The sequence below is a fragment of the Mesorhizobium sp. WSM4849 genome, assembly GCF_055811385.1.
In genome coordinates, this window is the sequence record NZ_JBVVPW010000031.1 from 45,550 (window position 1) to 69,271 (window position 23,722).

The window sequence follows — 23,722 nt, forward strand, 5'->3', positions numbered from 1 at the left end:
TGCGCGTGCCATTCGCTATGATTTGGCACCCTGTTATCCAGAAGTTGGTCGTCTCATTTTTGGGCAAGAATTCCGGAAAAATATTGAACCACGCTCCTATCGCGGCAGCGAACCCTATCGTTACCCACGGCGACAAAATTCTAAGCCATCTCAGAAGAATGTAGAGTGGGACCCAAACAGTATTGCAAAAGACCATGCAAAAATGGTTGCGATCTCAATACCGCCCAAAATTGGCCCGCTAAAACAAGACTTTCACTCAACCCATTGTGAAAAACGACGATGCACAATTCTCGAAGAATCTCGACTGCCACCGCTATTGGAGGGCCAGAAAAAAGGTCGCTGCTGCCCGTGCATCTTGCTTCATTTCTATAGATCCATCTTTCCGACAAATTCGCATTAAGTTCCTTATCGAGCAACGAGGCGCGAAGCGCAGAGGGGAAGTTATTTCAGAATCGATACCGCAACATCCTGCCGATCTTGCGCAGCGGCGGAATATAGCTCCAAAGCCGGATGAGCAGCCTCGCGACCCAGCTCATACGGGCGGTGTGTTCCGGCCGGTAGGCCGAAAGGTCCTCGACCAGTTGCAGGCCGGGCACCTTTTGCTCCAGTTCGTGCGGATCCTCGATGCTCCAATGGACCTCGGCGCCAGTCGCGCGGAAGGATCGATTGAGGCGAATGATCTTCAAGCCAAAGCGGCTATAGGCGTCGAAAACCAATTCGCCGCTCGAAAGATGCGACACAAGCCGCGAAAACAGTCTTGGACCCTCGTCAGCGGCAAGGTAGGGCGTGAGCCCTTCCGCCACGACCATGGCCGGACGATCGCCAGGCACTTCGTCCAGCCAGCCAGGCTCGGTGACTGACGACGCGATCAGGCGGTAATGGTCGCGCGGCGGATAGAGTTTGCGCCTGAGCTCGATGACTTCGGGATAGTCGATATCGAACCAATCCACGCGGGATGGTGGATCGATGCGGAATATCCGCGTGTCGAGCCCGCAGCCGAGATGCAGCACGATCGCTTCGGGATTCCTGGCCAGAAAGGCCGAAACCCAGTCATCCAGCGTCTTGGCCCTGATCGCCAAGCCGACGCCGAGATTGTCGTCGACCTTCAGCCGCGAGAAATCATAGTCGATGCGGCGAACCGCCTCGTCCGCAAAATGATCTTTCAGCAGCGATTGAGGCAACCGGCTCTCCAGTGCCTTGCCATAAATGGTAATCAGCAGCGTCTCCTTCTCCTTGGTGAGATGCACCTTCTCGCCAGCCATCGTCGGCTCCTTCCTCGAAGCCAGATCTATCTGGGTGCACATGACGAGAAGGCAAGTTTCGGGTGGTGATCGCAGCCGCGAAGGACGATATTCACGGTCAAGGAGATAGTCCGATGAACGCACAGACAGCTATTCTGAAGAAAGACATCACACCCGAAGGCGGTGACTACGAAGTTGTTCGGCGCGCGATCGAGAAGATCAGCCTTGACTACCGTGACCAGCCGTCGCTCGAAATACTGGCCGAGGAAGTCGGCGAGACGCCGACCGGCCTGCAGAAGCTCTTCACACGCTGGGCCGGCCTGTCGCCCAAGGCCTTCCTCCAGGCGGTCACGCTCGACCATGCGCGCAAACTGCTCGATTCCGGCATGCCGCTGCTCGAGGCTTCTTTCGAGGTCGGCATGTCAGGCCCCGGCCGGTTGCACGACCTTTTCGTCACCCATGAGGCGATGTCGCCGGGCGACTACAAGACGCGCGGCGCCGGGCTGACGATCCGCTACGGCTATCATATCTCGCCCTTCGGCATCGCCCTGATCATGGTCACCGACCGCGGCCTTGCCGGCCTCGCCTTCAGCGATGCCGGCGGCGAGCGTGCGGCCTTTGCCGACATGTCCGGCCGCTGGCCGAACGCAAACTATGTCGAGGACATGGCCGCGACGGCGCCCTATGCCGCGCGCATCTTCGATCCGGCGCTGTGGCGCGCCGACCAGCCGCTGCGCGTCGTCTTGATCGGCACCGACTTCCAGGTCCGCGTCTGGGAGGCCCTGCTGCGCATCCCGATGGGCAAGGCCTGCACCTATTCCTCGATCGCCGCCGGCATCGGCGCGCCGAGCGCCAGCCGGGCGGTGGGGGCCGCGGTCGGCGCCAATCCGATGTCCTTCGTGGTGCCGTGTCACCGGGCTCTCGGCAAGTCCGGCGCGCTCACCGGTTACCACTGGGGCCTGACCCGCAAACGCGCCATCCTTGGCTGGGAAGCGGGACAAGTCGGATCTTGATGAAACGCCCATAGATTCGGGCCAGCAGCGCGCGGGTTCATCTCGCGCGGTCTGGCAAGCAGCGGCCTTACGGAGTAGCTTCCCGCACAATTAGAGCGACGTGCGTCCATTTGGACGCACAAAGTAAGCTCTAACACTTTAATTCTACGCATTCGTGCTTTCCGAAAATCGATTCCGATTTTTGGAAAGCACGATGCGTCAGCAGGGAGGCACCACTTGATCATCGTTATCGGCTCGATCAACCTTGACCTTATCGCCAATGTCGACCGCTTGCCCGCACCGGGCGAGACGGTTCGGGGCTCCGGCTTTACCACCGCACCTGGCGGCAAGGGCGCCAACCAGGCGTTGGCCGCCGCGCGCGCCGGTGCCAAGGTGCGCATGGTCGGCGCGGTCGGCAAGGACAATTTCGCCACTGAAGCGCTGGCGCTGCTGCGGAACGGCAAGATCGACCTGTCCGGTGTCGGCGAAACCTTCGCCTCGACCGGCACGGCATTGATCATGGTCGCCGACGACGGCGAGAACGTCATTGCCGTGGTGCCGGGCGCCAATGAGTCGGTCGTGACAGGCGACCTCTCCAGGGCTTTCATGAAAAAGGGCGATGTCGTGCTCTTGCAGCAGGAGATCCCGCTGCAGACTGTCGATGCAGCACTGGACGCGGCCGGGGCGGCAGGCGCGGTCACCGTGCTCAACACGGCACCATTCCGCGGCGAGGCGGCCGCCTTCCTCGGCAAGGCCGACTATGTCGTCGCCAACGAGACCGAATTCGACCTCTACGGTGAGGCGCTGTCGCTGAGCGGCCGTGATCGCCCGGCGCGGATGCGCGATTACGCCGGAAAGACCGGCCGCACAATTGTCGTCACGCTCGGCGGTGACGGCGTTCTGGCTGCCACGCCAGTCGATCTTCTGATGGTTCCGGCGCTGAAGATCACCCCTGTCGACACGGTCGGCGCCGGCGACACGTTTTGCGGCTATTTCGCCGCCGGGCTGTCATCCGGCCTGCCGCTCGATCAGGCGCTCGCCCGTGCTGCAGCCGCTGGTTCGCTCGCTTGCCTGAAGCCCGGCGCCCAGCCGGCGATCCCGCTGGCGAAGGACGTCGACGCGGCGCTCCAAAATCCGCCAGCCAGGTGAGAGCCATGCGTCCGGCCACAAAACACGCCGTGCCGCCTGCCGGCGATATCTGCCGTCTGTCCGCCGTGGACCTTGCCGACGCGATCAGGCGCCGTCAGCTGTCCGCGCGCGAGGTGGTGACGGCATTCCTCGACCGGATCGACGCCGTGAACCCGCTGGTCAATGCCATCGTCTCACTACGCGACCGTGCCGACATCTTGCGCGAGGCTGACAAGGCAGACGCCCATCTGGCGCGTGCAGGGCATGCCGGCCCCCTGTTCGGCCTGCCGATCGCCATCAAGGATCTCGCGCAGACCAAAGGCCTCAGGACCAGCTTCGGCTCGCCGATCTTCGCCGATTTCGTGCCGCAAGAGGATGATTTCTTCGTCGAGCGCATCCGCAAGGCCGGCGCCATCATCATCGGCAAAACCAACGTTCCCGAATTCGGCCTTGGCTCCAACACCTACAACACCGTGTTCGGCCCGACGCTCAATGCTTTCGACCCGGCCTTGACCGCCGGCGGTTCGAGCGGCGGCGCGGCGGTCGCGCTGGCGCTCGACATGCTGCCTGTCGCCGATGGCAGCGACTTTGGCGGCTCGCTGCGCAACCCGGCCGCCTACAACAATGTCTATGGCTTCCGTCCGTCGCAGGGACTTGTCCCGGCCGGTCCCGAACTTGACGTCTTTCACACACAGATGGGCGTCGAAGGACCGATGGGCCGCAGCGTGCGCGACATGGCGCTGCTGCTCGACGAGCAGGCCGGCTACGACCCTCGCGCGCCGCTCTCACATCACAAGCACGGTTCGTTCCTCGAAGGGCTGCAAACGGCAGCGCCCGGCGGCCGCATCGCCTGGTTCGGCGATCTCGGTGGTCATCTGCCGGTCGAACCTGGCATCCTTGATCTTTGCAAGGCCGCTCTCGGCCGGTTCGCCGACGTATCCTTTCAGACCGAGGCGCTGGTGCCGGATTTCGACTACGAAGCGCTGTGGCAGGCCTTTCTGACGCTGCGCCAGGCAAGCAGCGGTTGTGCGCTCAAGGCGCATTACGACGATCCCTTCAAACGCAGTCTTCTGAAGCCGGAGGCCGTGTGGGAGGTGGAACATGCGCTGCAGCTCACGGCGCCGCAAATCCACGCCGCCACGGTGAGGCGCTCGTCCTGGCACAAAACCCTGCTGTCGCTCTTCGACCGCTTCGACCTCGTCGCACTGCCGACTGCGCAGGTCTTCCCCTTCGAGTTCGCCACCCACTGGCCGACGCAAGTGGCCGGGCGTGCCATGGACAGCTATCACCGCTGGATGCAGGTTTCAGCGCTCGCCACGCTGGGCGGCTGCCCGGCGGTCAATGTACCGGCCGGCTTCGATGCCAGAGGCAGGCCGATGGGCATGCAACTGATCGGGCGGCCGCGCGGCGACATGGCCGTGTTGAGAGCAGCGGCAGCCTACGAGACGACGCTGCCGTGGCAGGCCGGAGCCTAAATCCAGGTCAAGGCCGCCAGCGACATATGCTGCCGGCTTGCACCGGCGTTGCTGTCATGCATTGATCGCGGTCGGCCGCGTCGCAAGCCGCATATTGTCGAGGAAACCCATGTCGCTGGAACTCTACGCTACCTATGTCGTTGCCTGTATCGTCATTGTCCTGGTGCCTGGACCGACCGTCACGCTGATCATCGCCAACAGCATCCGCCATGGCTCCCGCGCCGGCCTCGCCAATGTCGCCGGCACGCAGGCCGGGCTGGCCATCATGATCGCCATTGTCGGCATCGGATTGACCTCGCTGATCGCGGGAATGGGCCATTGGTTCGAATGGGTCAGGCTGATCGGCGCTGCCTATCTGATCTGGATGGGTGTGCAGATGTTCCGCTCCAAGGGCAAGCTGAACGCCGACGGATCGGCGAAGACACCGCGCGGCGGCTTCTTCCTACAAGGCCTGCTGGTGGCGATCAGCAATCCCAAGACGCTGGTGTTTTTCGGCGCCTTCTTTCCGCAGTTCATCGCCCCTGAAGGCAACTACGCGTTGCAGATCGTCGTCATGGGTCTCACCGCTCTGATCTTCGCCGCCGTGTCGGATTCGACCTTCGCGCTCGCCGCCGGCCGCGCCGGACGCCTGCTCTCGGCCGGCCGCATCAAGCTCATGTCCAGAATCAGCGGCAGTTTCCTGATCGGCGGCGGTCTGTGGCTGGCGTTTTCAAAGGCGAAGTGAGCGGCACCTTTCCTCCCCCCCTTGTGGGCCCACAAGGGGAGAAGGAAGGAGCCCTAAAGCCGCCCCAGCCTTTCCAGCAGTAGTGCGAAAAACGCATCATGGTCGATGTCGCGCATCACCATGGCGTTGTTCGGTCGCTTGGTCACGCCCCACCAGTCGATCACGGTCATGCCCATGGTGAGCTCCGAGGCGGTTTCCACGGTGACGTTGCAGTTGCGGCCCCTGAATAGCTCCGGCTTCAACAGATAGGCGATGACGCAAGGGTCGTGCAGTGGACCGCCATCGGTGCCGTATTTCTCCTCGTCGAAGCGCTCGAAGAATTCCAGCATCTCCGTCGTAGCCGTGCCGACCCTGGTGCCGAGCTTGCGGAAGGCCTGGGTTCGCTTGGCAGTGGTCAGCGCCTTGTGGGTGACGTCGAGCGGCATCATGACGATCGGGATGCCGGATTTGAACACGACGTCGGCGGCATGTGGATCGACATAGATGTTGAATTCGGCGGTGGGCGTGACGTTGCCGCCTTCGAAGAAGCCGCCGCCCATCAGCACGATTTCCTTGATGCGCGGCGCGATCTTCGGCTCGCGGATAAGCGCCAGCGCAACGTTGGTGAGCGGTCCGAGCGCGCAGAGCGTAATCGTGCCGCTCTCTTCCTTCATCAGTGTCTCGACGATGAAATCCACCGCATACTGGTCCTGCAGCTTCATTGTCGGTTCGGGCAATTGCGGTCCGTTGAGACCGGTCTCGCCATGCACCTCCTCGGCGGTAACCAGTTCGCGCGCCAGCGGCCGGATGGCGCCGGCATAGACCTTGATGTCAGACCTGCCGGCCAGTTCGCAGATCTTGCGTGCATTCTTTTCGGTGAGCCTCAGCGGCACGTTGCCGGCGACGGCGGTTATGCCGACGATCTCCAGCTCGGCGCTGCCGAGCGCCAGCAATATGGCGACGGCATCATCCTGGCCGGGATCCGTGTCGATGATGATCTTGCGGGATAGGGGCATTTCAATTCCTTGTTTGGGGAGTCTTTTTGGGCGGGGCTTTTGACGGCTTGAACTTGACCGCGGGGCGGACCATATCAAGACCATCGGGAAAAATGCCATCTGGGTTTTTCCACTTTATGTCGCTCTTGAGAGGACAATGTAACATGAGCCGAATGACGCCTTTTTCCAGCCCGCTTCTCCTGGGTTTCGATGCCATGGAAAAGACCCTGGAGCGTCTGGCGAAATCGGGTGATAGCTACCCTCCCTATAACATCGAGCGCCTCAGCGGTACCGACGGCAAGGCCGAAAGGTTGCGTATCACGCTCGCTGTCGCCGGTTTCGCCGAGAACGATCTCGATGTGACCACGGAGGAGAACCAGTTGGTCGTGCGCGGCCGCCAGAACGACGATACCGAGCGCGAATTTCTTCATCGCGGCATTGCCGCGCGCCAGTTCCAGCGCTGTTTCGTGCTGGCCGACGGCATGCGGGTGATCACCGCGGAGCTGAAGAACGGGCTTTTGTCGATCGATCTCGATCGGCCCGAGTCCGAACGGCTGGTACGGAAAATAAACATATCGGTGAAAGACTGATCCTTACCGCTGCATCGGCCGGAAAATCGGAATCGATTTTCCGAAAGTACGATGCAGCAAATTGAAGTGTTAGAGCGTCCTTTGTGTGTCCAATTGGACACACGGCGCTCTAATGGCTCTCATGCGAGGCGGCCTGAGCGGGGAGTCCTCGCGACAAGGAGGCTTAAATGACTAGAACTGACGAAAATCTTATCATGACCAGCGGCGAATTCGCCCATCTCGGCGAAGGCTCGGTCGCCTATCTCAGGAAAGTGTCGAGCGACGATCTCCGCGGCCGTTTCCCGGGCCTCGGCGAAATCGCGCCCGGCCTTGAACTGTGGGCCCTGTTTGCCGCCAATGGCCAGCCGATCCTGCTTTCGGACGCTCGCGATCGGGCGCTGGCTGGCGCCCTGGAAAACGACCTGATCCCCGTCGCCATCCACTAACAATAGGCGCAGCGATCTGGTTGGAAACGGACAGGGCCGCTCACGGCGGCCCTTCAACGGATCCAATCAAAAACTCAGGCCGCGTGTGAGGCTTGCGTGTCCGACAAAAGCGCGTGGATCGCTGCGGCGTCGCGGGTGCCCCTGATCTTGGCCACCGTGTCGGCGTCGCGCAGCACCCGCGCGATGCGCGACAGCGCCTTGAGGTGGTCGGCGCCGGCGCCTTCGGGCGCCAAAAGCAGGAACACCAGATCGACCGGCTGGTCGTCCAGCGCCTCGAAATCGACCGGCGTCTCCAACCGGGCGAAAACCCCGGCGATCCGCTTGACCCCGGCCAGCTTGCCATGCGGAATGGCAATGCCGTTGCCGACACCGGTCGAGCCCAGCCGTTCCCGCTGCAGGATGGTGTCGAACACCTCCCGTTCCGGAATGCCGGAAATCGCTGCCGCCCTTTCGGACAGCATTTGCAGCAGTTGTTTCTTGGAGTTCGCCTTCAACGCCGGCAAGATTGCCGGAACGTTGATAAGATCGCTCAGATCCATACTTGAAATCCCTTGTTCGCCTGCCGTCGCCAGCCCTCACTCTCGCGTGCGGCTGGTTCCTTATCCCAGTGCGGCCTTGGTCGTCATCCCTGCGCGACCTTGGTCGTAGACGGGTCGATCCAGCCGATATTTCCGTCCGGCCGGCGATAGACGATATTGAGATGCTCGTTTCCGGCGTTGCGGAAGACGAGAACCGGGCTGTCCTTGGTGTCGAGCTCGATCACGGCTGACGCCACCGACATGGTCCGCAGCGTCATGGTTGATTCGGCGACGATGGCTGGCGCGAAATTCTCCGGTATTTCCTCATCGTCATCGGCAAGCGGCGCCATCACCGTATAGGCGATGTCGGTGAGTTCGCCATTGGCATTGCCTGAATTATGTGACTTCAGCCGACGCTTGTAGCGCCGAAGGCGGGTTTCGAGGCGATCCGCCGCGGCCTCGAAAGCGAGCGTCGGGTCCTGGGCTTCACCGGTCGCCTGCAGCGAAGCGCCGGAATCCAGCCGGATCATGCAATCGGCCGTGTAGCGCGACCCCGATTTGACGACTACAATTTGCCCTGAAAAGCCCCGATCGAAATATTTCCCGATCACTTCTCCGACACGGTCGTTGATGCGCGTACGGAACGCATCGCCGACATCCATGTGTTTTCCTGATATGCGCAGTGTCATCTGAAAACTGACCTTCCTTGCTCAGGCTTCAAACTGTCCCGAGTTTATACCCGTGGTCTGTGCGCACAAGCTTTGCGGCGTCACTTGCGCCGATTTTAAATCCGAACTTTCCGGTTGATCACAAGCCGCCTTCTTTGACCGTCCCGTGGCCAACGTCGTGACGGACCATCCGCATGCGGGCAGTAGCCCGTCCCATGCGGGCGGGCTTCTAGCCACTTCAATGCGGCTTGTCAATGAAGCGCGAAAGCTGTGGAAATTCCGTCGGGGATCAACGTCCGGCGCTGGCCAAAGCGCGTTTTTCACGCCGCCGCTGCACCGACGAGGGAATATTCATGCCCTCCCGATACTTGGCGACCGTGCGCCTGGCGATATCGACGCCACTTTCCCGCAACATATCCACAATCGCGTCGTCGGAAAGCACGTCGGCCGGTTTCTCCTCGTCGATCAACTGCTTGATGCGGTCGCGCACCGCTTCAGACGAATGCGCATCGCCGCCACCCGACGAAGCGATCGAGGCGGTGAAGAAATAGCGCAGTTCGAACACGCCGCGCGGCGTCAGCATGTATTTGTTGGCGGTGACCCGGCTGACGGTCGATTCGTGCATGCCGATGGCGTCGGCCACCGTGCGCAGGTTGAGCGGCTTCAGGTGACGCACGCCATGGACGAGGAAGGCGTCCTGCTGGCGCACGATTTCTGAGGCAACTTTAAGGATGGTCTTCGCCCGCTGGTCGAGACTGCGCGTCAGCCAGTTGGCGTTTTGCAGGCATTCCGCCAGGAAATCCTTTTCCGTCTGGTTTTTCGCATGCGGTGAAACCTGGGCAAAATAGATATGGTCGACCAGCACGCGCGGCAGCGTTTCGGCATTGAGTTCGATCACCCAACTCCCGTCATTGGCCGCCCGCACTTCGACATCAGCGACGATCGCATCGCTGGCACCGCCCGAAAACGCCATCCCCGGGCGCGGATCGAGCGCACGTATCTCGGCCAGCATGTCGAGCAGATCCTCCTCGTCGACCCCACAGATCCGTTTCAGGGTCTGGAAATCGCGCCGCGCCAGGAGCTCGAGATTGGCGATCAAAGCCTTCATCGCCGGGTCGAGCCGGTCGCGGACGGCAAGCTGCAGCGACAGGCATTCGGCGAGGTCGCGGGCAAAGATGCCGGCGGGCTCGAATGTCTGGCAGACCTCGAGTGCATTCGTCACCGCCGCTCTGTCGGTGCCGAGACGAGCGGCGATCTCAGCCATGTCGGCGCGCATGTAGCCGGCCTCATCGAGGCCATCGGCCAGTTCGCTGGCGATCAGGCGTGCTGCCGGGTCGGCGAAGGCAAGCGCGACCTGTTCGCCGACATGCTCGCGCAGCGTGATGGCGGCGGCCGCCATGTCTCCGACCTCGAAGCCGTCCGACGAGGACGCGGAACCGTTGCCGGAGGCCGATTTCCATTGGGCCGTCAGGTCGGGACCGAGCCGCTCGCTGGTGCCGGGATCGTCGGGAAACAGGTTTTCCAGCGAAGTATCGAGCTTTTCCGAGATCGCCTCGGCGCTCCACGCCGTTTCCTTCTCGAACCAGTCGCCGCCGGTGGCCGTTTCCGGCACGGCATCGATCTTCTGCGCCTGATCGCTGACGGCATCGTCCTGCGGCTCGGCGCGATCGAGTAGAGGATTGCGCTCGATCTCGTCGTCGATGAAGCGTTCCAGCTCGACGTGGGTGAACTGCAGCAGCCGGATCGACTGCATGAGTTGCGGCGTCATCACCAGCGACTGGGACTGTCGTAGCTGTAGTTTTGCCGCCAACGCCATGGTTCGGTTTCAAACGCCCTGTCTACGCATCCGGACTGCCGGAAGGAGTTGGGCATAGAAACTGGCCCGGCTTTTGCTTGTCAAGGCGACAGCGATCAAAACTCGCCTGTCGGTGCGTTATTTGGAGGAGAAATCGGAGAAAAAGGCTCGTCTCGCGCCAAAAATCGCGCTTGGAGGGGAATTTTCCCGCTTAGAGTGTAAACCCCTCACCGAGGTAAAGCCGTCGCACATCCGGGTTTGCGACCACTTCATCGGCCCGGCCGTGGGTCAGCACCTGGCCGGCATGGATGATGTAGGCGCGGTCGATCAGGCCGAGCGTCTCGCGGACATTATGATCGGTGATGAGCACGCCGATGCCCCGCGCCGTCAGATGGCGCACGAGTTGCTGGATATCGGCGACGGCGATCGGATCGATGCCGGCGAAAGGTTCGTCGAGCAGCATATATGCGGGGCGGGTCGCCAGTGCGCGCGCGATTTCAAGGCGGCGCCGCTCGCCGCCGGAAAGCGACAGCGACGGGGCCTTGCGCAAATGGCTGATGTGAAACTCCTCGAGCAGTTCGTCGAGACTGCGTTCGCGCTCCTTGCGGCTCTTTTCGACCACTTCGAGCACGGCACGGATGTTTTGCTCGACGCTCAAGCCGCGAAAGATCGACGCTTCCTGCGGAAGGTAGCCGATGCCGAGGCGGGCGCGGCGGTACATCGGCATCGAGGTGACATCGAAGCCGTCGATTTCGATTGTGCCTTCATCGACCGGCACAAGGCCGGTGACCATGTAGAAGCAGGTCGTCTTGCCGGCGCCGTTGGGACCGAGCAGCCCGACCGCCTCACCGGCACGCACGCCGATCGTCACGCCGCTGACGACTTTGCGGCCCTTGTAGCTCTTGGTCAGGCCCTTGGCGATCAAGGTTCCCTTGAACTTTACCTGGTCGACGCTGACCGTGGCCGGTGCCGCAAGTTTGCTGGCGGCGCGTCCTGGGAGACGCGCCATCAGCGATGCTACGTCGACCATCAGGGGTTCGCCGCTCCCGACTTCGCCGGCGGCGTGATCGACATCATGACGCGGCCCCCGCAGGCGTCGACCTGGGCCAGGCCGCTCTTCATCTGCACGGTGAGCTTGCAGCCGACCAGTACATTGTCACCTTGCGAAAGCACGACCTTGCTGCCTGAAAGCACCAGCACTTCCGTCTTCATGTCGAAGGTGCCGCTGTCGCCGGTGGCGACCTGGTCGTCCGATTTGATATAGACCTTGTTGGCCACCTCCAGACGGTCGATGTTGGCCGAGCCGGTCATCGCGGCACCTGCGTCCTGCGCTTCCTTGGCGTCAGCGTCGGCGTCCTTGACGTAATAGACCGTCATCTTGCCGGCCTTGAGCAAAGTCGGCCCCTGGACGACGCTCACATTTCCTGTGAACACGGCGACGCTTTCCGCCTGGCGGACCTCGAGCTTATCGCTTTCGATCTGGATGGGCTTGTCGCCGGACAGTTTGAGGCCCGACAACTGGCTGGTGGCCTTGGACTGCGCCAGAGCCGGCGTCGTCCCCAAGCTCAGCCCCAAAGCCAGCCCAAGGGCCGGCAACGCCGAAGCTGCTGCCCCGAGCCGTGTCGAACTACTGAACCGCATTGGATTCTCCGCTCATTGCCTCTGCCGCTTTCAAGCTGGCGGGATCGATGTTGACACGCACTCTGTTCTCGAAAACCACGATCTTGCCGTTGTCCTGGATCGACATCGAATCTGCGGTGATCCGCGACCCGCCGCGGCTGACGTCGACCGGGTCGTTCGTCTTCATAGTGCCTTTGCCCATATCGAGAAAGACCGATTTGAACTTTGCCGCCAAGCCATCGGTGGTGGTTATGGTGACATCGCTGGTCAGGCTCATCGTGTTGCCGTCACGATTGTAGGTGCCGTGCGAGGCATTGATGGCCGCCACATTGTCAGTCGATATCGGCAGCTTGGCGTCGATGCCCTCCAGATTGATGATGCCTTGCTTGGTCACGTCCTGTAGGGCGCGCAAGGCCGTCATGGAATAGGGCAGTTTCTGCTTGGTGAACCCGTTGAGCTTGGGGTTGGCCATCACCAGCTTGCCATTGGCGAAGGCGCTGCCGTCGGCCTGGACCTGGATTGAGCCAGGCGCCGCGAGATAGGTATAGATCGGGAAGGCGACCGCGATCGCGGCAGCGGCCAGCGGCACCGCCAGCTTCAAGATCCGCACGCGGCGCGAATGGCGCTGGGCAATGCCGAAGGCGTCGACCCGCGCCGGGCCTACGTCCGGGGGAGCCAACTCCGTCTCGGTGTTGGTCGGTTCGATCGGTCGCGCTAACATAACTGCTTTCTTTTAAACCCCTGCCGCCAAGCACCCCTATAGGTGGGATGCCGGCGCCCTCAAGCAAGCACAAGCGGAGGAAAACCGCAAAAGTGTGACGGTTGCAGTTGTACAAACGAAAATGAAACCGGCACGACTTGCATCTCATACCAGATACAGGCGCACAGCGTTAGGGGCCTGTGGATTGGTCTTGATGTCTCTTGAAACGCCGGCTCGCGAACGTCGAAACCCTGTCTTTGGCGCAAGCTCGTCAGGAATCGGTAGCCGGGCGCGGATGGTTGCTTTAAAAGCATCTGCTTCCACCGACTATGAGGCTGACCATGGCACTGAGAGCCGACGACCTGATCGACCGCCGCCGCTTGCGCCGCAAGCTGACATTCTGGCGCGTTGCAGCGCTTGTTGTCGCGGCAGTCGGGCTGATTGCCTTTTCGAGCTGGATTTACGGTGACGACTTCACTGGCACGGCGGTCGACCATATCGCCAAGGTCAAGATCGAGGGCACCATTACCGAAGACGAAGACCTGATCAAACAACTGGACACCATCCGTCAATCATCGAGGGTGAAAGCTGTGATCCTGTCGATCGATTCACCGGGCGGCACCACCGTCGGGGGCGAATCGATCTACGAAGCAGTGCGCAAGCTGGCCGCCGAGAAGCCGGTGGTGGCCGAGGTCGGCACGCTGGCCGCATCGGCGGGCTATATGATCGCCACCGCTGCCGATCATATCGTCGCGCGCAAATCGTCGATCGTCGGCTCGATAGGCGTGCTGATCCAGTATCCGGACGTCAGCGGCCTTATGGACAAGCTCGGCATCAAGCTCGAGGAAGTGAAATCCTCGCCCTTGAAAGCCTCGCCATCGCCTTTCAAGCCGACCAATGACGACGAGCGCACCATGGTCCGCAAGCTGATCCTGGACAGCTACGACTGGTTCGTCGGCGTCGTCGCCGAACGACGCAACATGACCAAGCCGGAGGCGCTGGCCCTGGCCGACGGTTCGATCTTCACCGGCCGGCAGGCTGTTGCCAACAAATTGGTCGACGCGGTCGGCGGCGAGACCGAAGCGATCGACTGGCTCGCGACCAAGGGCGTCGACGCCAAGCTCAAGGTGGTGGAGTGGAAGGACGCGGAAAGCGGCGGCTTCCTGTTCTCGAAAGCGACGGCGCGAACCATCGGCAGTGCGCTCGGCCTGCCCGACTATGGCGGCGAGATCATTCACGAACTTGGTGCCGACCGCTTGTTTCTTGACGGTCTCGTTTCCGTCTGGCACCCTTGAGACGAGTGAAAAAAGCAAATAAAATCATCCTCATAATTTTGACCGCAGTGTTTTCACGGGGAGCCTTCTCATGATCAAATCCGAACTTGTGCAGATCATCGCCACACGCAACCCGCACCTTTTTCTGCGCGACGTCGAAAACATCGTCGGCGCGATTTTCGACGAGATCACCGACGCGCTTGCCGAAGGCAACCGGGTCGAGCTGCGCGGTTTCGGTGCTTTCTCGGTGAAAAACCGCCCCGCCCGCACCGGCCGCAACCCGCGCACCGGCGAATCCGTCGAGGTCGAGGAGAAATGGGTGCCGTTCTTCAAGACCGGCAAGGAATTGCGTGAAAGGCTGAACGGCGGCAAATAGGCGCCGCGCGAGCTCGTGCGCCATGCCGGCCTTTTTCAGTAGGGCGCGGCCCGCGGCCGAGCCCGTCTTCGACAGGAAATTCCATGTTCAATCGTTTCATGCTCGTCGTGGTCTTCGTGCCGCTGGCCGTCATCCTGATTGCGCTGGCGGTCGCCAATCGCGATCCGGTTGCCTTCACCCTGGATCCGTTCAACCCCGGCAATCCGGCGCTGACGCTGACGCTGCCGCTTTTCATCTTCCTGTTCCTGGCTCTCGCCATCGGCATGGTGGTCGGCAGCCTGGCGACCTGGATCAAGCAGGGCCGCTATCGCAGGCTGGCGCGCCAGCGCGGCGTCGAGGCCGAGAACCTGCGCCAAGCGGTCAGCCGTGCGCCGGCTGCGCCACAAGGCCCGGCCTTGCCGAAGCCGACGAACTGAGCCAACAAAGCGCCGCACGTCCTTTGGGACGCACATAGGACGCCGTACCATTTTGATTACGCATGATCTTTTCCGAAATCGGTTCCGATTTCCGCGGTTATGCGTTAGGCGTATTTCTCTCCACGGAGTTTCCCATGCTGACCATTTCGGCGGCCGAGGTCGATCATGCGCTGACCTTTCCCGGCCTGGTCGAGACTCTGCGCGCGGCCTTTCGCGATGGCGCGATGCAACCGGTCAGGCATCACCATATGGTCGAACGGCCCGACGGCGCGGCCTCGACGCTGCTCCTGATGCCGGCATGGACCGACTTCAATGCGGCCGGCACGTCGGCAGGCGGCCATATCGGCGTCAAGATCGTTACGGTGTCGCCCGACAACAACACCGTGGGCAAACCCGCGGTGATGGGGCTTTACCTCCTGCTCGACGGCGCGACCGGCGAGCCTGAAGCCATGATCGACGGCCAGCGGTTGACGCAGTGGCGCACGGCCTGCGCCTCGGCGCTGGCCGCCTCCTATCTGGCCCGCGAGGACGCTGAGCGGCTGCTGGTGGTCGGTGCCGGCGCGCTGTCGCCGTTCCTCGCCAAGGCGCATTCAGCGGTGCGGCCGATCACCGCCATCCGCATCTGGAACCGCACGCCGGCCAATGCAGAAAAGGTTGCGTCGGAATTGCGCGCCGAGGGCTTTGCGGCCACCGCCGCGAGCGATCTCGACGCCGAACTCGGCCAGGCCGACATCGTTTCGTCGGCGACGATCACGACCACGCCGCTGATCAAGGGCGCGCTGTTGAAGCCGGGAACCCATGTCGATCTGGTCGGCGGTTTCACGCCGACCATGCGCGAAAGCGACGACGATGCGATTGCGCGTGCCCGCGTCTATGTCGACACCCGGGCCGGCGCCACCAAGGAAGCGGGCGACATCGTCCAGCCGCTGGCCTCGGGCGTGCTGGAGGCGCAAGCCATCGTCGCCGACCTGCATGAATTGGCACGCGGCCAAAAGAAAGGCCGGCAGAGCCCCGGTGAGATCACGCTTTTCAAATCGGTCGGCGCAGCCCTCGAAGACCTCGCCGCCGGCATTGCGGTGTACAAGGCGCTGAAGAGTAGGGGAGTAGGGGAGTAGGGGAGCCGTACCAATCGTGCGGCTTCGTGCTAGTCATATTTCCCCTATTCACTTACTCACTTACTCCCTTACTCCCCTGCTTCTCTGTTCCCGTTCGGACGGGAACGTCTCCGGCGTCACGCCGTTGTTCGGGCGTTATGGAGATACGCGGGTTCCTGTTGTTCTGGTCCATCTTGGCCGCAGTCGTCGCGGCGCTCAGCCTTGGACCGTCCTTCGCCCATGTCCTGGAATCGGCTCCTCGGCTGACGAAGTGGTCGCCTTCGCTCTGGCGCGAGACGACTGTCTTCAACGCCCAGTTCCAGCTGTTTGCCGTCATTGGCGCGCCACTCGACGTGGCCGCGATCGGCTGCCCGGGACTTCTCGCATGGATGCTGCGCAATGACCGTCCGGCGTTCTGGTACGCGTTGGCCGCTGCCGTGCTCTATGCGGTGTCTCTTGCGATGTGGTTTGCTCTCGTCAAGCCGGCGAACGATATTCTGGCCACCTGGGTGCCTGGACCGATTCCGGAAAATTTCGAAGCGATCCGACGGCGCTGGGAAACCGGCCATATGATCGTCGCCGGCTTCAAGGCAGTCGGTTTCGTATCGCTGGTTGCCGCCCTGCTTTGGATCAGGCGCGGCTGACCGTTTCGGAAATGTCCAGCGACCGCGTTTGTTGCACCGGTGAATGTGCTGTGGCAGAAGCGGGCCAAGTCGCCCCGGAGATGCTCTTCTTGAAACCTTTTCGCGACAAACGCCGCGACAGCCGCTCGCATCAGCTCGCAAAGGGCGGGGCGGAACAGGCGCGGCGCGGGACCGGCACAGCATCGGGCAACCGCACCGAGCCGAAAGCCGCGCCGCGCGTCCTTTCCCGCCGCGACGGCGCCCTGCCCGCCGAACACCTGCCGCTGATCCTCGAAGTGGCGCCCAACGCCGACTATGCGCTGCTCGACAGCGGCGCCGGTCAAAAGCTCGAGCAGTACGGGCCCTATCGCATCGTCCGGCCCGAAGGCCAGGCGATCTGGCAAAAAGCGTTGCCGGCCAAAGACTGGGACCGCGCCGACGCCATTTTCACCGGCGACACCGACGAGGAAGGCATCGGCCGCTGGCGGTTCCCCAAGACGCCGCTAAGCGAGACCTGGCCGATGAAGCACGACGGAATCGACTATCTCGGCCGCTTCACCTCGTTTCGCCATGTCGGCGTCTTCCCAGAGCAGGCCTCGCACTGGGACCACATGGCCGGGCTGATCGCGGCGGCGAAGCGACCGGTCAAGGTGCTGAATCTGTTCGGCTATACCGGCCTTGCCTCACTGGTGGCGGCGCGCGCCGGCGCCGAGGTCACCCATGTCGATGCGTCCAAGAAGGCGATCGGCTGGGCCAGGGAGAACCAGGAGATGGCGGGCCTGTCGCAAAAGCCGATCCGCTGGATCATCGACGACGCCATGAAATTCGCCGAGCGCGAGGAGCGCCGCGGCAGCCGCTACGACATCATCCTGTTCGATCCACCCGCCTATGGCCGTGGCCCCAAAGGCGAGGTCTGGCAATTGTTCGAGGACCTGCCTGATCTGACCGACCTCTGCCGCTCGATCCTGACGCCGAAGCCGCTTGCTGTCGTGCTGACCGCCTATTCGATCCGCGCCTCCTTCTTCGCCATCCATGCCTTGATGCGCGACACATTTGCCGGCATGGGCGGCACGGTCGAATCCGGCGAACTGATCATCCGCGAAAAATCCGCCGGCCGGGCGCTGTCTACGTCGCTGTTCTCACGCTGGGTGGCCTGAATGAGCGAGCGGCACGCCGGTGCGCCAGGGCAGGTGAAGGAAGTGACCAGCCTCGCCAATCCGTTGATCAAGGACATCAAGGCGCTCTCCCTGAAGAAATTCCGCGACCAGCAAAACGCCTTCATGGCCGAGGGGCTGAAGCTGGTCATCGACGCGCTCGACCTCGGCTGGTCGATCCGGACGCTGGTCTTCGCCAAGGCCGGACGCGGCAACGCTGCAGTCGAAAAGGTCGCGGCGCGCACGGTTGCCGCCGGCGGCACCGTGCTCGAAGTTTCGGAAAAAGTGCTCGTCGCCATCACCCGGCGCGATAACCCGCAAATGGTGGTCGGCGTCTTTTCGCAGAAATTCCTGCCGCTGAAGGACATCCGCGCTCGAGACGGCGACGTCTGGGTGGCGCTCGACCGCGTGCGCGACCCCGGCAATCTCGGCACTGTCATCCGCACCGTCGATGCCGTTGGTGCCAAGGGCATCATCCTGGTCGGCGAGACCACCGATCCTTTTTCCGTCGAGACCGTGCGCGCCACGATGGGCTCGATCTTCGCGGTGCCGGTCGCCAAGGCGACGCCGGAAACCTTCCTTGCGTGGCGAAAAGGCTTTCCTGGCCTCGTTGCCGGCACACATCTGAAGGGTGCGGTCGATTACCGCTCGGTCGACTTTTCCAAAGGCCCGGTGCTGCTGATGATGGGCAACGAGCAGCAGGGCCTGCCCGAAAGCATGGCCGAAAGCTGTGACAGATTGCTGCGGATTCCGCAGGCCGGCCGCGCCGATTCGCTCAATCTCGCGGTGGCCACCGGCATCATGCTGTTCGAGATCCGGCGCGGCGCGCTGAAACTTGCCCCGGAGGACGCCAAACCGTGACATCCCAAATGGTCAAATCCCCAACGGCAAAATCATGGTTCCCCTACGCCCTGCTGGTCGCCGCCGCGATAGCGCTCGACCAGTGGGTGAAATACCTGGTCGAGACCGGCCTCGCCTTCCAGGAAAAGGTCGATCTTGTGCCGTTCCTGGCGCTGTATCGCACCTACAACACCGGCATCGCCTTCTCGATGTTTTCGTCCTTCGGCGACACCGGCCTGGTGGTCATCGCCGCTTTCGTCGTCGCTTTCGTGCTCTATCTCGCGGCCCGCACCCCGCCCGGCCACGTGCTTACCCGCATCGGCTTTGCGCTTATCGTCGGCGGCGCGCTCGGCAATCTGTTCGACCGCGTTACCTATGGTCACGTGATCGACTACATCCTGTTCCACACCCCGGTATGGTCCTTTGCTATCTTCAACCTCGCCGACGCCTTCATCGCGGTCGGCGCGGTGGTGGTCGTCTTCGACGAACTCATCGGTTGGCGGCGCGAGGCCAAGCCCTCAAGCGATTGACCTGGCCTTCTGCCGCCATACAGTGGCCATTCGAGAAGCCCGAGGAGAAGAAGACATGTCCGAAACCTTCAAAGCCATCCTCGTTTCGCGCGACGCCGAGAAGAAACAGTCGGTCGCGGTGACTGACCTCACCGAGGCCGACCTGATGGAAGGCGATGTCACCGTCGCCGTCGAGGCGACGACGGTGAACTACAAGGACGGCCTCGCCATATCAGGCATGGCGCCGGTGATCCGCCGCTGGCCGCTGGTGCCGGGCATTGACTTCGCCGGCACCGTCGTCTCGTCTTCCCATGCCGACTGGCGCAAGGGGGACAAGGTCATATTGAACGGCTGGGGCGTCGGCGAGACGCATTTTGGCGCCTATGCCGAGCGTGCCCGTGTCAACGGCGACTGGCTGGTGCAGCTGCCTCAGGGCATGAGCCCGCATGATGCCATGGCGATCGGCACCGCCGGCTACACCGCCATGCTTTGCGTCATCGCGCTGGAACGGCACGGCATCGTGCCCGATCGCGGCCCGGTGGTGGTGACGGGCGCGGCCGGCGGCGTCGGCTCGGTCGCGGTCTCGATCCTGTCCAGCCTCGGCTATCATGTCATCGCCTCGACCGGCCGCAGCGCTGAAAGCCCCTATCTGATCGACCTGGGTGCTGCGGAAGTGATTTCGCGCGACGAGCTTGCCCAGCCTGCAAAGCCGCTCGCCAAGGAACGCTGGGCCGGCGGCGTCGATGCGGTCGGCAGTCACACGCTGGCCAACGTCCTTTCGATGACCTCCTATGGCGGCGCCGTCGCCGCCTGCGGCCTGGCAGGCGGCATGGATCTGCCGGCGAGCGTCGCCCCGTTCATCCTGCGCGGCGTTTGTCTGCTCGGCATCGATTCGGTGATGGCGCCAAAAGCGGTCCGCCTGGAGGCGTGGCGCCGCATCGGCACGGACCTCGATCTCCAGAAGCTCGCCAGCCTATCCACGACCATCGGCTTTGACGGCATCATCGACGCCGCGCACGACATCGTCGAGGGCAAGATCCGTGGCCGCGTGGTGGTGGATATGTGAGTTCTGTCGTCTGCCGTTTTGCGCGAAAGGAAGGCAAAAAAACCGCGCGACCGATAAAATTCGAACGATCGGCCGCAATTTTCCATAATCTCTGTCTGGCAAGGGTTTCCGCATGGTCACGGAATCCGGCATCAGAGAAACGGAGAGCGCCGAAAGCGTCGACGAGATCGGCCCGGAGGCGCCAAGACGGCAGCATATCGCAGCGCCGCCACTGGCGCCCGAGCTGCCCGCCGCCAATCGTGAAGGCCTGCTGTTCCTGACGCTCGTCGCCATAGTCGTGCTGGCAGGTCTGTCGCATCTGACCGGAGCGCCGGTCTTCATCACTTTCGGTCTTTTGGCGACTGGCATGGCCGGTCTCGCCGTGCATCTGCGTGCCAGGCGCAAGGAGCGTCGTACGGTTGCCCTCCTTGGCGAGACCGCAGCTCGCAGCCGCGCCGAGGTCGAGACCCTGGCCGACCGCATGTGGGAGATGCAGGAGAGCGAGGAACGCTTTCGCGGGCTGATCGACGCGCTTGGCGATCTCGTCGTCCACCGCGACCGTGACGGCCACATCGTCTATGCCAACAAGGTTTTCGCCGATCTTGTCGGAGCCGATCAGCGCGACCTTGCCGGCAGGACCCTTGCCGAACTCGGCATCGACGTCGGCATCGTTCCCGATGCCGCTTTTTCCGACCACGAATGCCTGAGTTCCACCGACGTCGCCATTCGCACGCCGGCTGGCCCGCGCTGGTTCTCATGGATCGAACTGTCCGTGCGCGACAAGGAGAACGGCGGCGCCTCGCATCGCGCCATCGCCCGCGACATCACCGCCCGCAAGCACGCCGAATCGTCGCTGATCACCGCCCGTGAGCGAGCCGAATATGCAAGCCAGGCCAAATCGCGCTTCCTCGCCACCGTCAGCCACGAGATCCGCACGCCGATGAACGGCATCATCGGCATGGCCAGGCTGCTGGCGGACACCAATCTTTCGCCCGAACAACGGACCTATGTCGGCGCCGTCTCGACCTCGGCCAGCGCACTGCTGGCGCTGATCGAGGATCTGCTCGACTATTCGAAGATCGAGGCCGGCCGCTTCGATCCCGAACCGCAGCCAATGTCGGTGCGCGAGATCGCCGACAACGTCGTCGAACTCTTGGCTGCGCGGGCCTTCGCCAAGAATATCGGCCTTGGCTGCCATGTCGAACCCGACGTGCCGCAGATGATATCAGCCGATCCGGGAAGGGTCCGGCAGGTGCTGCTCAACCTGATCGGCAACGCGATCAAGTTCACCGACAGCGGCGGCGTTTTGGTGAGCATCGCTCGTACCCGCACCGAAACCACCGACCGCATATGCTTCACCGTCGCCGACACCGGTCCCGGCCTGCACGAGGACGACATGGAGCGCATCTTCGAGGAATTCGAACAGGCTGATGGCACGTCGACCCGCGCGCATGGCGGCGCCGGGCTCGGTCTTGCCATCTCCAGGCGCCTCGTGATCGCCATGGGCGGCACGATTTCGGTATCGAGCCGGCTCAGCCAAGGCTCCGAGTTCGTCTTCGAAATCCCTGCAATATCGGCCACCGAGCCGCCGCAGACCCGCCTGAATGCGCTGTCAGGACGGCGCGCGGTGATCCTGTCGAAGAACGCCATCGAGGCCGACGCCATCGCCCGCACCATCCGTGCCAATGGCGGCATGGTCGATCTGGCCGCGACCGCCTCCCAGGCAGCGTCCTTCGCAGAAGGCTGCGACGTGCTTCTGGTCGATGCGGTCATGGAGGAGGGCGACGGCAGGTTGCTCAAACGCCTTCGCCAGAGCGGCTTTGCCGATTGCGAGGCGATCACGCTGATCGCGCCTACCGACCGCGGCATGCTGGGCGAGTTCCGCGCCAGCGGCTACGCCACCTTCCTGGCAAGGCCGGTGCGCGGCGAGACGTTGCTGCGCGTGCTTTTGACCAGCAGCGTGCCCGCCCTCACCCAGCCACAGCTGGAAAAGCCCGGCGCACCATCCGTCCGTGCCATTGGCGGCCGCAGGCAGGGGCTGTCCGTGCTGATCGCCGAGGATAACGACATCAACGCCATGCTTGCTCGTGCCACTCTGCTGAAGGCCGGGCATCGCGTGAAAGTGGTCGGCAACGGCAAGGCCGCCGTCGAGGCCGTCACTGGGACCGGTCACAAGCACCGCTTCGACGTGGTGCTGATGGACCTGCACATGCCTGTCATGGACGGGCTGGACGCCATCGCCGCCATCCGCCGGCACGAGGAGGAAACCGCCGTGCCGCCGGTTCCAATCATGGTGCTTTCGGCGGACAGCCAGGAAACGACGCGCCACGCGGTGCTTGCCCATGGCGCCAGCGGCTTCGTCACCAAGCCGCTCGACCCCGACGCGCTTGTCCATGCGATCGAGGGCCAGGTGGCCGCCTGATCCGCCGGCTGTCCTTCCTGGCTTCCCTGCGTAACATAGCCGGTTGAAGGATTACCCAGCCGACGAAGTATTGCCCGTAGCACCGTATCACGGTACTGTCACAATCCTGTTGCACCTACACCGTATCCCCGTGCCAAGAGGGATGGCTCGAAGGAGAATCACTCGTGCATACAGTTATGCCGGAACGTGACGCTCGGCCGAACGCCAGTGGTGCTTTGCTCACCGGGCGGAACGTCGATGCCGTCATAAAAGGCGAAGCGCTCGGCCGAATCGGCAATCTCGAAGTGCGGCTCGCCCGCAACGAGGCCGAGATCGCCGCCGCGCAGGAAGTGCGCTACCGGGTGTTCTATGACGAGCTTGGTGCCAGGAAGAACCTGTTCCAGGTGCAGGACCGCCGCGACGCCGACCATTTCGATCCGCTTTGTGATCATTTGCTCGTCTTCGACACCTCGCTGTCCGGTCCCGAGCATCGCCGCATTGTCGGTACCTACCGCCTGCTCCGGCAGGAAATCGCGGCAGCGGCCGGCGGCTTCTATTCCGAGGGCGAATTCGAACTGACCAATCTTATCGCCCGCCATCCCGGCCAGCGTTTCCTCGAGCTCGGCCGCTCCTGCGTCTTGCCGGAATACCGCTCGAAGCGCACCATTGAGGCGCTCTGGCAAGGTATTTGGGCCTATATCAACCATTACGGGATCGGCGTGATGACCGGTTGCGCTTCGTTCCACGGCACCGTGCCGGCGGCGCACGCCGAAGCGCTGACCTATCTCGCCCATCACTGCCGGACGAATTCGGCCTGGGACGTGCGTGCGGTCGCCGGGCGCTACTGTTCCATGGATTTGATGCCGATCGAGGCGGTCAATGCCAAGGCCGCGATCGCGGCGATGCCGCCGCTGGTCAAGGGCTATCTGCGCGTCGGCGCGCGCATCGGCGACGGCTGCGTCATTGACCGCGAATTCTCGACGGTCGACGTGTTCGTGGTGATGCCGGTCCAGGAGATCGGTGCCCGCTACGTCAATTATTATGGCGGGGAAGCCCAGCGTTTCGCCGCCTGAGTAGGGCAGTAGGGGAATAAGGCAGTAGGGGAGTAGGGGGAGCAGGCCAACGGCCGGAGTAGGCAAT

At 62.8% G+C, this 23,722-nt stretch carries 25 protein-coding genes; 17 read left to right on the plus strand and 8 right to left on the minus strand.

What is annotated here, in order from left to right; genetic code table 11:
* Nucleotides 1-446: 446 nt before the first annotated feature.
* A complete protein-coding gene (locus AC0L3L_RS28100; RefSeq protein ID WP_473640236.1) occupies nucleotides 447-1,262 on the minus strand; it encodes a class I SAM-dependent methyltransferase in 816 nt (271 codons plus the stop codon).
* A gap of 113 nt (nucleotides 1,263-1,375) precedes the next feature.
* Between AC0L3L_RS28100 and AC0L3L_RS28105 the strand changes: the two genes are divergently transcribed.
* The 4 genes from AC0L3L_RS28105 to AC0L3L_RS28120 all read left to right on the plus strand — a co-directional run bounded on the left by AC0L3L_RS28105 (nucleotide 1,376) and on the right by AC0L3L_RS28120 (nucleotide 5,560).
* Entirely contained in the window at nucleotides 1,376-2,254 is an 879-nt protein-coding gene (locus AC0L3L_RS28105; RefSeq protein ID WP_473640237.1) for a methylated-DNA--[protein]-cysteine S-methyltransferase, read from the plus strand.
* Between the two features lie 216 nt (nucleotides 2,255-2,470).
* Complete coding sequence (locus tag AC0L3L_RS28110) at nucleotides 2,471-3,382, plus strand: ribokinase (RefSeq protein WP_473527314.1); 912 nt, start codon at nucleotides 2,471-2,473, stop codon at nucleotides 3,380-3,382.
* 5 nt (nucleotides 3,383-3,387) lie between these two features.
* On the plus strand, nucleotides 3,388-4,836 hold the full coding sequence (locus tag AC0L3L_RS28115; RefSeq protein ID WP_473640239.1) for an amidase: 1,449 nt from the start codon (nucleotides 3,388-3,390) through the stop codon (nucleotides 4,834-4,836).
* Nucleotides 4,837-4,945: 109 nt separating this feature from the next.
* Entirely contained in the window at nucleotides 4,946-5,560 is a 615-nt protein-coding gene (locus AC0L3L_RS28120; protein ID WP_473548625.1) for a LysE family translocator, read from the plus strand.
* 53 nt (nucleotides 5,561-5,613) lie between these two features.
* Here the strand turns inward: AC0L3L_RS28120 and AC0L3L_RS28125 are convergent, their stop codons facing one another.
* Nucleotides 5,614-6,555: a nucleoside hydrolase gene (locus AC0L3L_RS28125; protein ID WP_473488037.1), complete on the minus strand. Its 942-nt coding sequence runs from the start codon at nucleotides 6,553-6,555 to the stop codon at nucleotides 5,614-5,616.
* A gap of 143 nt (nucleotides 6,556-6,698) precedes the next feature.
* Between AC0L3L_RS28125 and AC0L3L_RS28130 the strand changes: the two genes are divergently transcribed.
* Nucleotides 6,699-7,124 (plus strand): Hsp20 family protein, encoded by a 426-nt coding sequence (locus tag AC0L3L_RS28130; protein WP_473640241.1) that lies wholly within the window; start codon nucleotides 6,699-6,701, stop codon nucleotides 7,122-7,124.
* A gap of 167 nt (nucleotides 7,125-7,291) precedes the next feature.
* Nucleotides 7,292-7,549 carry a BQ00720 family protein gene (locus tag AC0L3L_RS28135; RefSeq protein ID WP_095496852.1) on the plus strand — a complete coding sequence of 86 codons (258 nt, stop codon included), beginning with the start codon at nucleotides 7,292-7,294 and terminating at the stop codon, nucleotides 7,547-7,549.
* 74 nt (nucleotides 7,550-7,623) lie between these two features.
* Here AC0L3L_RS28135 and ptsN read toward each other — a convergent pair whose 3' ends face one another.
* The 6 genes from ptsN to lptC form a co-directional block, all read right to left on the minus strand.
* On the minus strand, nucleotides 7,624-8,088 hold the full coding sequence (gene ptsN / locus AC0L3L_RS28140; protein ID WP_095488401.1) for a PTS IIA-like nitrogen regulatory protein PtsN: 465 nt from the start codon (nucleotides 8,086-8,088) through the stop codon (nucleotides 7,624-7,626).
* A gap of 83 nt (nucleotides 8,089-8,171) precedes the next feature.
* Nucleotides 8,172-8,756 carry a ribosome hibernation-promoting factor, HPF/YfiA family gene (gene hpf, locus AC0L3L_RS28145; RefSeq protein ID WP_123151737.1) on the minus strand — a complete coding sequence of 195 codons (585 nt, stop codon included), beginning with the start codon at nucleotides 8,754-8,756 and terminating at the stop codon, nucleotides 8,172-8,174.
* A gap of 268 nt (nucleotides 8,757-9,024) precedes the next feature.
* The gene (gene rpoN, locus AC0L3L_RS28150) at nucleotides 9,025-10,551 is read right to left on the minus strand and encodes an RNA polymerase factor sigma-54 (RefSeq protein ID WP_473640243.1); all 1,527 of its coding nucleotides are present in this window, start codon (nucleotides 10,549-10,551) and stop codon (nucleotides 9,025-9,027) included.
* Nucleotides 10,552-10,741: 190 nt separating this feature from the next.
* Nucleotides 10,742-11,560 (minus strand): LPS export ABC transporter ATP-binding protein, encoded by an 819-nt coding sequence (lptB, locus tag AC0L3L_RS28155; protein ID WP_123151735.1) that lies wholly within the window; start codon nucleotides 11,558-11,560, stop codon nucleotides 10,742-10,744.
* Complete coding sequence (locus AC0L3L_RS28160; RefSeq protein ID WP_473488040.1) at nucleotides 11,560-12,171, minus strand: LptA/OstA family protein; 612 nt, start codon at nucleotides 12,169-12,171, stop codon at nucleotides 11,560-11,562. The genes lptB and AC0L3L_RS28160 overlap by 1 nt, the downstream gene beginning before the upstream one ends.
* The gene (lptC, locus tag AC0L3L_RS28165) at nucleotides 12,158-12,871 is read right to left on the minus strand and encodes an LPS export ABC transporter periplasmic protein LptC (RefSeq protein ID WP_473488041.1); all 714 of its coding nucleotides are present in this window, start codon (nucleotides 12,869-12,871) and stop codon (nucleotides 12,158-12,160) included. Before lptC ends, AC0L3L_RS28160 begins: the two co-directional genes overlap by 14 nt.
* 320 nt (nucleotides 12,872-13,191) lie before the next feature.
* On the opposite strand from lptC, the gene sppA reads away from it, so the two are divergent.
* The 11 genes from sppA (at nucleotide 13,192) to olsB (ending at nucleotide 23,655) form a co-directional block, all read left to right on the plus strand.
* On the plus strand, nucleotides 13,192-14,145 hold the full coding sequence (gene sppA / locus AC0L3L_RS28170; protein ID WP_473640245.1) for a signal peptide peptidase SppA: 954 nt from the start codon (nucleotides 13,192-13,194) through the stop codon (nucleotides 14,143-14,145).
* 70 nt (nucleotides 14,146-14,215) lie between these two features.
* Nucleotides 14,216-14,500, plus strand: a complete 285-nt coding sequence (locus tag AC0L3L_RS28175) for an integration host factor subunit beta (RefSeq protein ID WP_006200394.1) — start codon at nucleotides 14,216-14,218, stop codon at nucleotides 14,498-14,500.
* Nucleotides 14,501-14,583: 83 nt separating this feature from the next.
* Nucleotides 14,584-14,916, plus strand: coding sequence for a LapA family protein (locus tag AC0L3L_RS28180; RefSeq protein WP_473488043.1), 333 nt, complete (start codon nucleotides 14,584-14,586; stop codon nucleotides 14,914-14,916).
* Between the two features lie 134 nt (nucleotides 14,917-15,050).
* A complete protein-coding gene (lhpI, locus tag AC0L3L_RS28185) occupies nucleotides 15,051-16,031 on the plus strand; it encodes a bifunctional Delta(1)-pyrroline-2-carboxylate/Delta(1)-piperideine-2-carboxylate reductase (RefSeq protein WP_473640247.1) in 981 nt (326 codons plus the stop codon).
* A 137-nt stretch (nucleotides 16,032-16,168) separates the two neighbouring features.
* The gene (locus tag AC0L3L_RS28190) at nucleotides 16,169-16,654 is read left to right on the plus strand and encodes a DUF1772 domain-containing protein (protein ID WP_123151730.1); all 486 of its coding nucleotides are present in this window, start codon (nucleotides 16,169-16,171) and stop codon (nucleotides 16,652-16,654) included.
* An 89-nt stretch (nucleotides 16,655-16,743) separates the two neighbouring features.
* The gene (locus tag AC0L3L_RS28195) at nucleotides 16,744-17,790 is read left to right on the plus strand and encodes an RsmD family RNA methyltransferase (RefSeq protein ID WP_473640249.1); all 1,047 of its coding nucleotides are present in this window, start codon (nucleotides 16,744-16,746) and stop codon (nucleotides 17,788-17,790) included.
* Entirely contained in the window at nucleotides 17,791-18,648 is an 858-nt protein-coding gene (locus tag AC0L3L_RS28200) for a TrmH family RNA methyltransferase (RefSeq protein ID WP_123151729.1), read from the plus strand.
* Nucleotides 18,649-18,656: 8 nt separating this feature from the next.
* Nucleotides 18,657-19,157 carry a signal peptidase II gene (gene lspA, locus AC0L3L_RS28205; protein WP_095496863.1) on the plus strand — a complete coding sequence of 167 codons (501 nt, stop codon included), beginning with the start codon at nucleotides 18,657-18,659 and terminating at the stop codon, nucleotides 19,155-19,157.
* Between the two features lie 55 nt (nucleotides 19,158-19,212).
* The gene (gene acuI, locus AC0L3L_RS28210) at nucleotides 19,213-20,202 is read left to right on the plus strand and encodes an acrylyl-CoA reductase (NADPH) (RefSeq protein ID WP_473488047.1); all 990 of its coding nucleotides are present in this window, start codon (nucleotides 19,213-19,215) and stop codon (nucleotides 20,200-20,202) included.
* Nucleotides 20,203-20,314: 112 nt separating this feature from the next.
* Entirely contained in the window at nucleotides 20,315-22,603 is a 2,289-nt protein-coding gene (locus AC0L3L_RS28215; RefSeq protein WP_473640251.1) for a hybrid sensor histidine kinase/response regulator, read from the plus strand.
* A 176-nt stretch (nucleotides 22,604-22,779) separates the two neighbouring features.
* Entirely contained in the window at nucleotides 22,780-23,655 is an 876-nt protein-coding gene (olsB, locus tag AC0L3L_RS28220) for a l-ornithine N(alpha)-acyltransferase (RefSeq protein WP_165848842.1), read from the plus strand.
* Nucleotides 23,656-23,722: the final 67 nt, after the last annotated feature.

Bases quoted from the DNA above. Each gene is read 5' to 3' on its own strand.
- sppA (WP_473640245.1), top strand. From the start codon at position 13,192: ATGGCACTGAGAGCCGACGACCTGATCGACCGCCGCCGCTTGCGCCGC.
- AC0L3L_RS28200 (WP_123151729.1), top strand. From the start codon at position 17,791: ATGAGCGAGCGGCACGCCGGTGCGCCAGGGCAGGTGAAGGAAGTGACC.
- AC0L3L_RS28215 (WP_473640251.1), top strand. From the start codon at position 20,315: ATGGTCACGGAATCCGGCATCAGAGAAACGGAGAGCGCCGAAAGCGTC.
- AC0L3L_RS28180 (WP_473488043.1), top strand. From the start codon at position 14,584: ATGTTCAATCGTTTCATGCTCGTCGTGGTCTTCGTGCCGCTGGCCGTC.
- AC0L3L_RS28120 (WP_473548625.1), top strand. From the start codon at position 4,946: ATGTCGCTGGAACTCTACGCTACCTATGTCGTTGCCTGTATCGTCATT.
- lspA (WP_095496863.1), top strand. From the start codon at position 18,657: ATGGTCAAATCCCCAACGGCAAAATCATGGTTCCCCTACGCCCTGCTG.
- AC0L3L_RS28130 (WP_473640241.1), top strand. From the start codon at position 6,699: ATGAGCCGAATGACGCCTTTTTCCAGCCCGCTTCTCCTGGGTTTCGAT.
- hpf (WP_123151737.1), bottom strand. From the start codon at position 8,756: ATGACACTGCGCATATCAGGAAAACACATGGATGTCGGCGATGCGTTC.
- AC0L3L_RS28100 (WP_473640236.1), bottom strand. From the start codon at position 1,262: ATGGCTGGCGAGAAGGTGCATCTCACCAAGGAGAAGGAGACGCTGCTG.
- lhpI (WP_473640247.1), top strand. From the start codon at position 15,051: ATGCTGACCATTTCGGCGGCCGAGGTCGATCATGCGCTGACCTTTCCC.
- AC0L3L_RS28175 (WP_006200394.1), top strand. From the start codon at position 14,216: ATGATCAAATCCGAACTTGTGCAGATCATCGCCACACGCAACCCGCAC.
- AC0L3L_RS28190 (WP_123151730.1), top strand. From the start codon at position 16,169: ATGGAGATACGCGGGTTCCTGTTGTTCTGGTCCATCTTGGCCGCAGTC.
- lptB (WP_123151735.1), bottom strand. From the start codon at position 11,560: ATGGTCGACGTAGCATCGCTGATGGCGCGTCTCCCAGGACGCGCCGCC.
- lptC (WP_473488041.1), bottom strand. From the start codon at position 12,871: ATGTTAGCGCGACCGATCGAACCGACCAACACCGAGACGGAGTTGGCT.
- AC0L3L_RS28160 (WP_473488040.1), bottom strand. From the start codon at position 12,171: ATGCGGTTCAGTAGTTCGACACGGCTCGGGGCAGCAGCTTCGGCGTTG.
- rpoN (WP_473640243.1), bottom strand. From the start codon at position 10,551: ATGGCGTTGGCGGCAAAACTACAGCTACGACAGTCCCAGTCGCTGGTG.
- ptsN (WP_095488401.1), bottom strand. From the start codon at position 8,088: ATGGATCTGAGCGATCTTATCAACGTTCCGGCAATCTTGCCGGCGTTG.
- olsB (WP_165848842.1), top strand. From the start codon at position 22,780: ATGCCGGAACGTGACGCTCGGCCGAACGCCAGTGGTGCTTTGCTCACC.
- AC0L3L_RS28125 (WP_473488037.1), bottom strand. From the start codon at position 6,555: ATGCCCCTATCCCGCAAGATCATCATCGACACGGATCCCGGCCAGGAT.
- AC0L3L_RS28105 (WP_473640237.1), top strand. From the start codon at position 1,376: ATGAACGCACAGACAGCTATTCTGAAGAAAGACATCACACCCGAAGGC.
- AC0L3L_RS28135 (WP_095496852.1), top strand. From the start codon at position 7,292: ATGACTAGAACTGACGAAAATCTTATCATGACCAGCGGCGAATTCGCC.
- AC0L3L_RS28115 (WP_473640239.1), top strand. From the start codon at position 3,388: ATGCGTCCGGCCACAAAACACGCCGTGCCGCCTGCCGGCGATATCTGC.
- acuI (WP_473488047.1), top strand. From the start codon at position 19,213: ATGTCCGAAACCTTCAAAGCCATCCTCGTTTCGCGCGACGCCGAGAAG.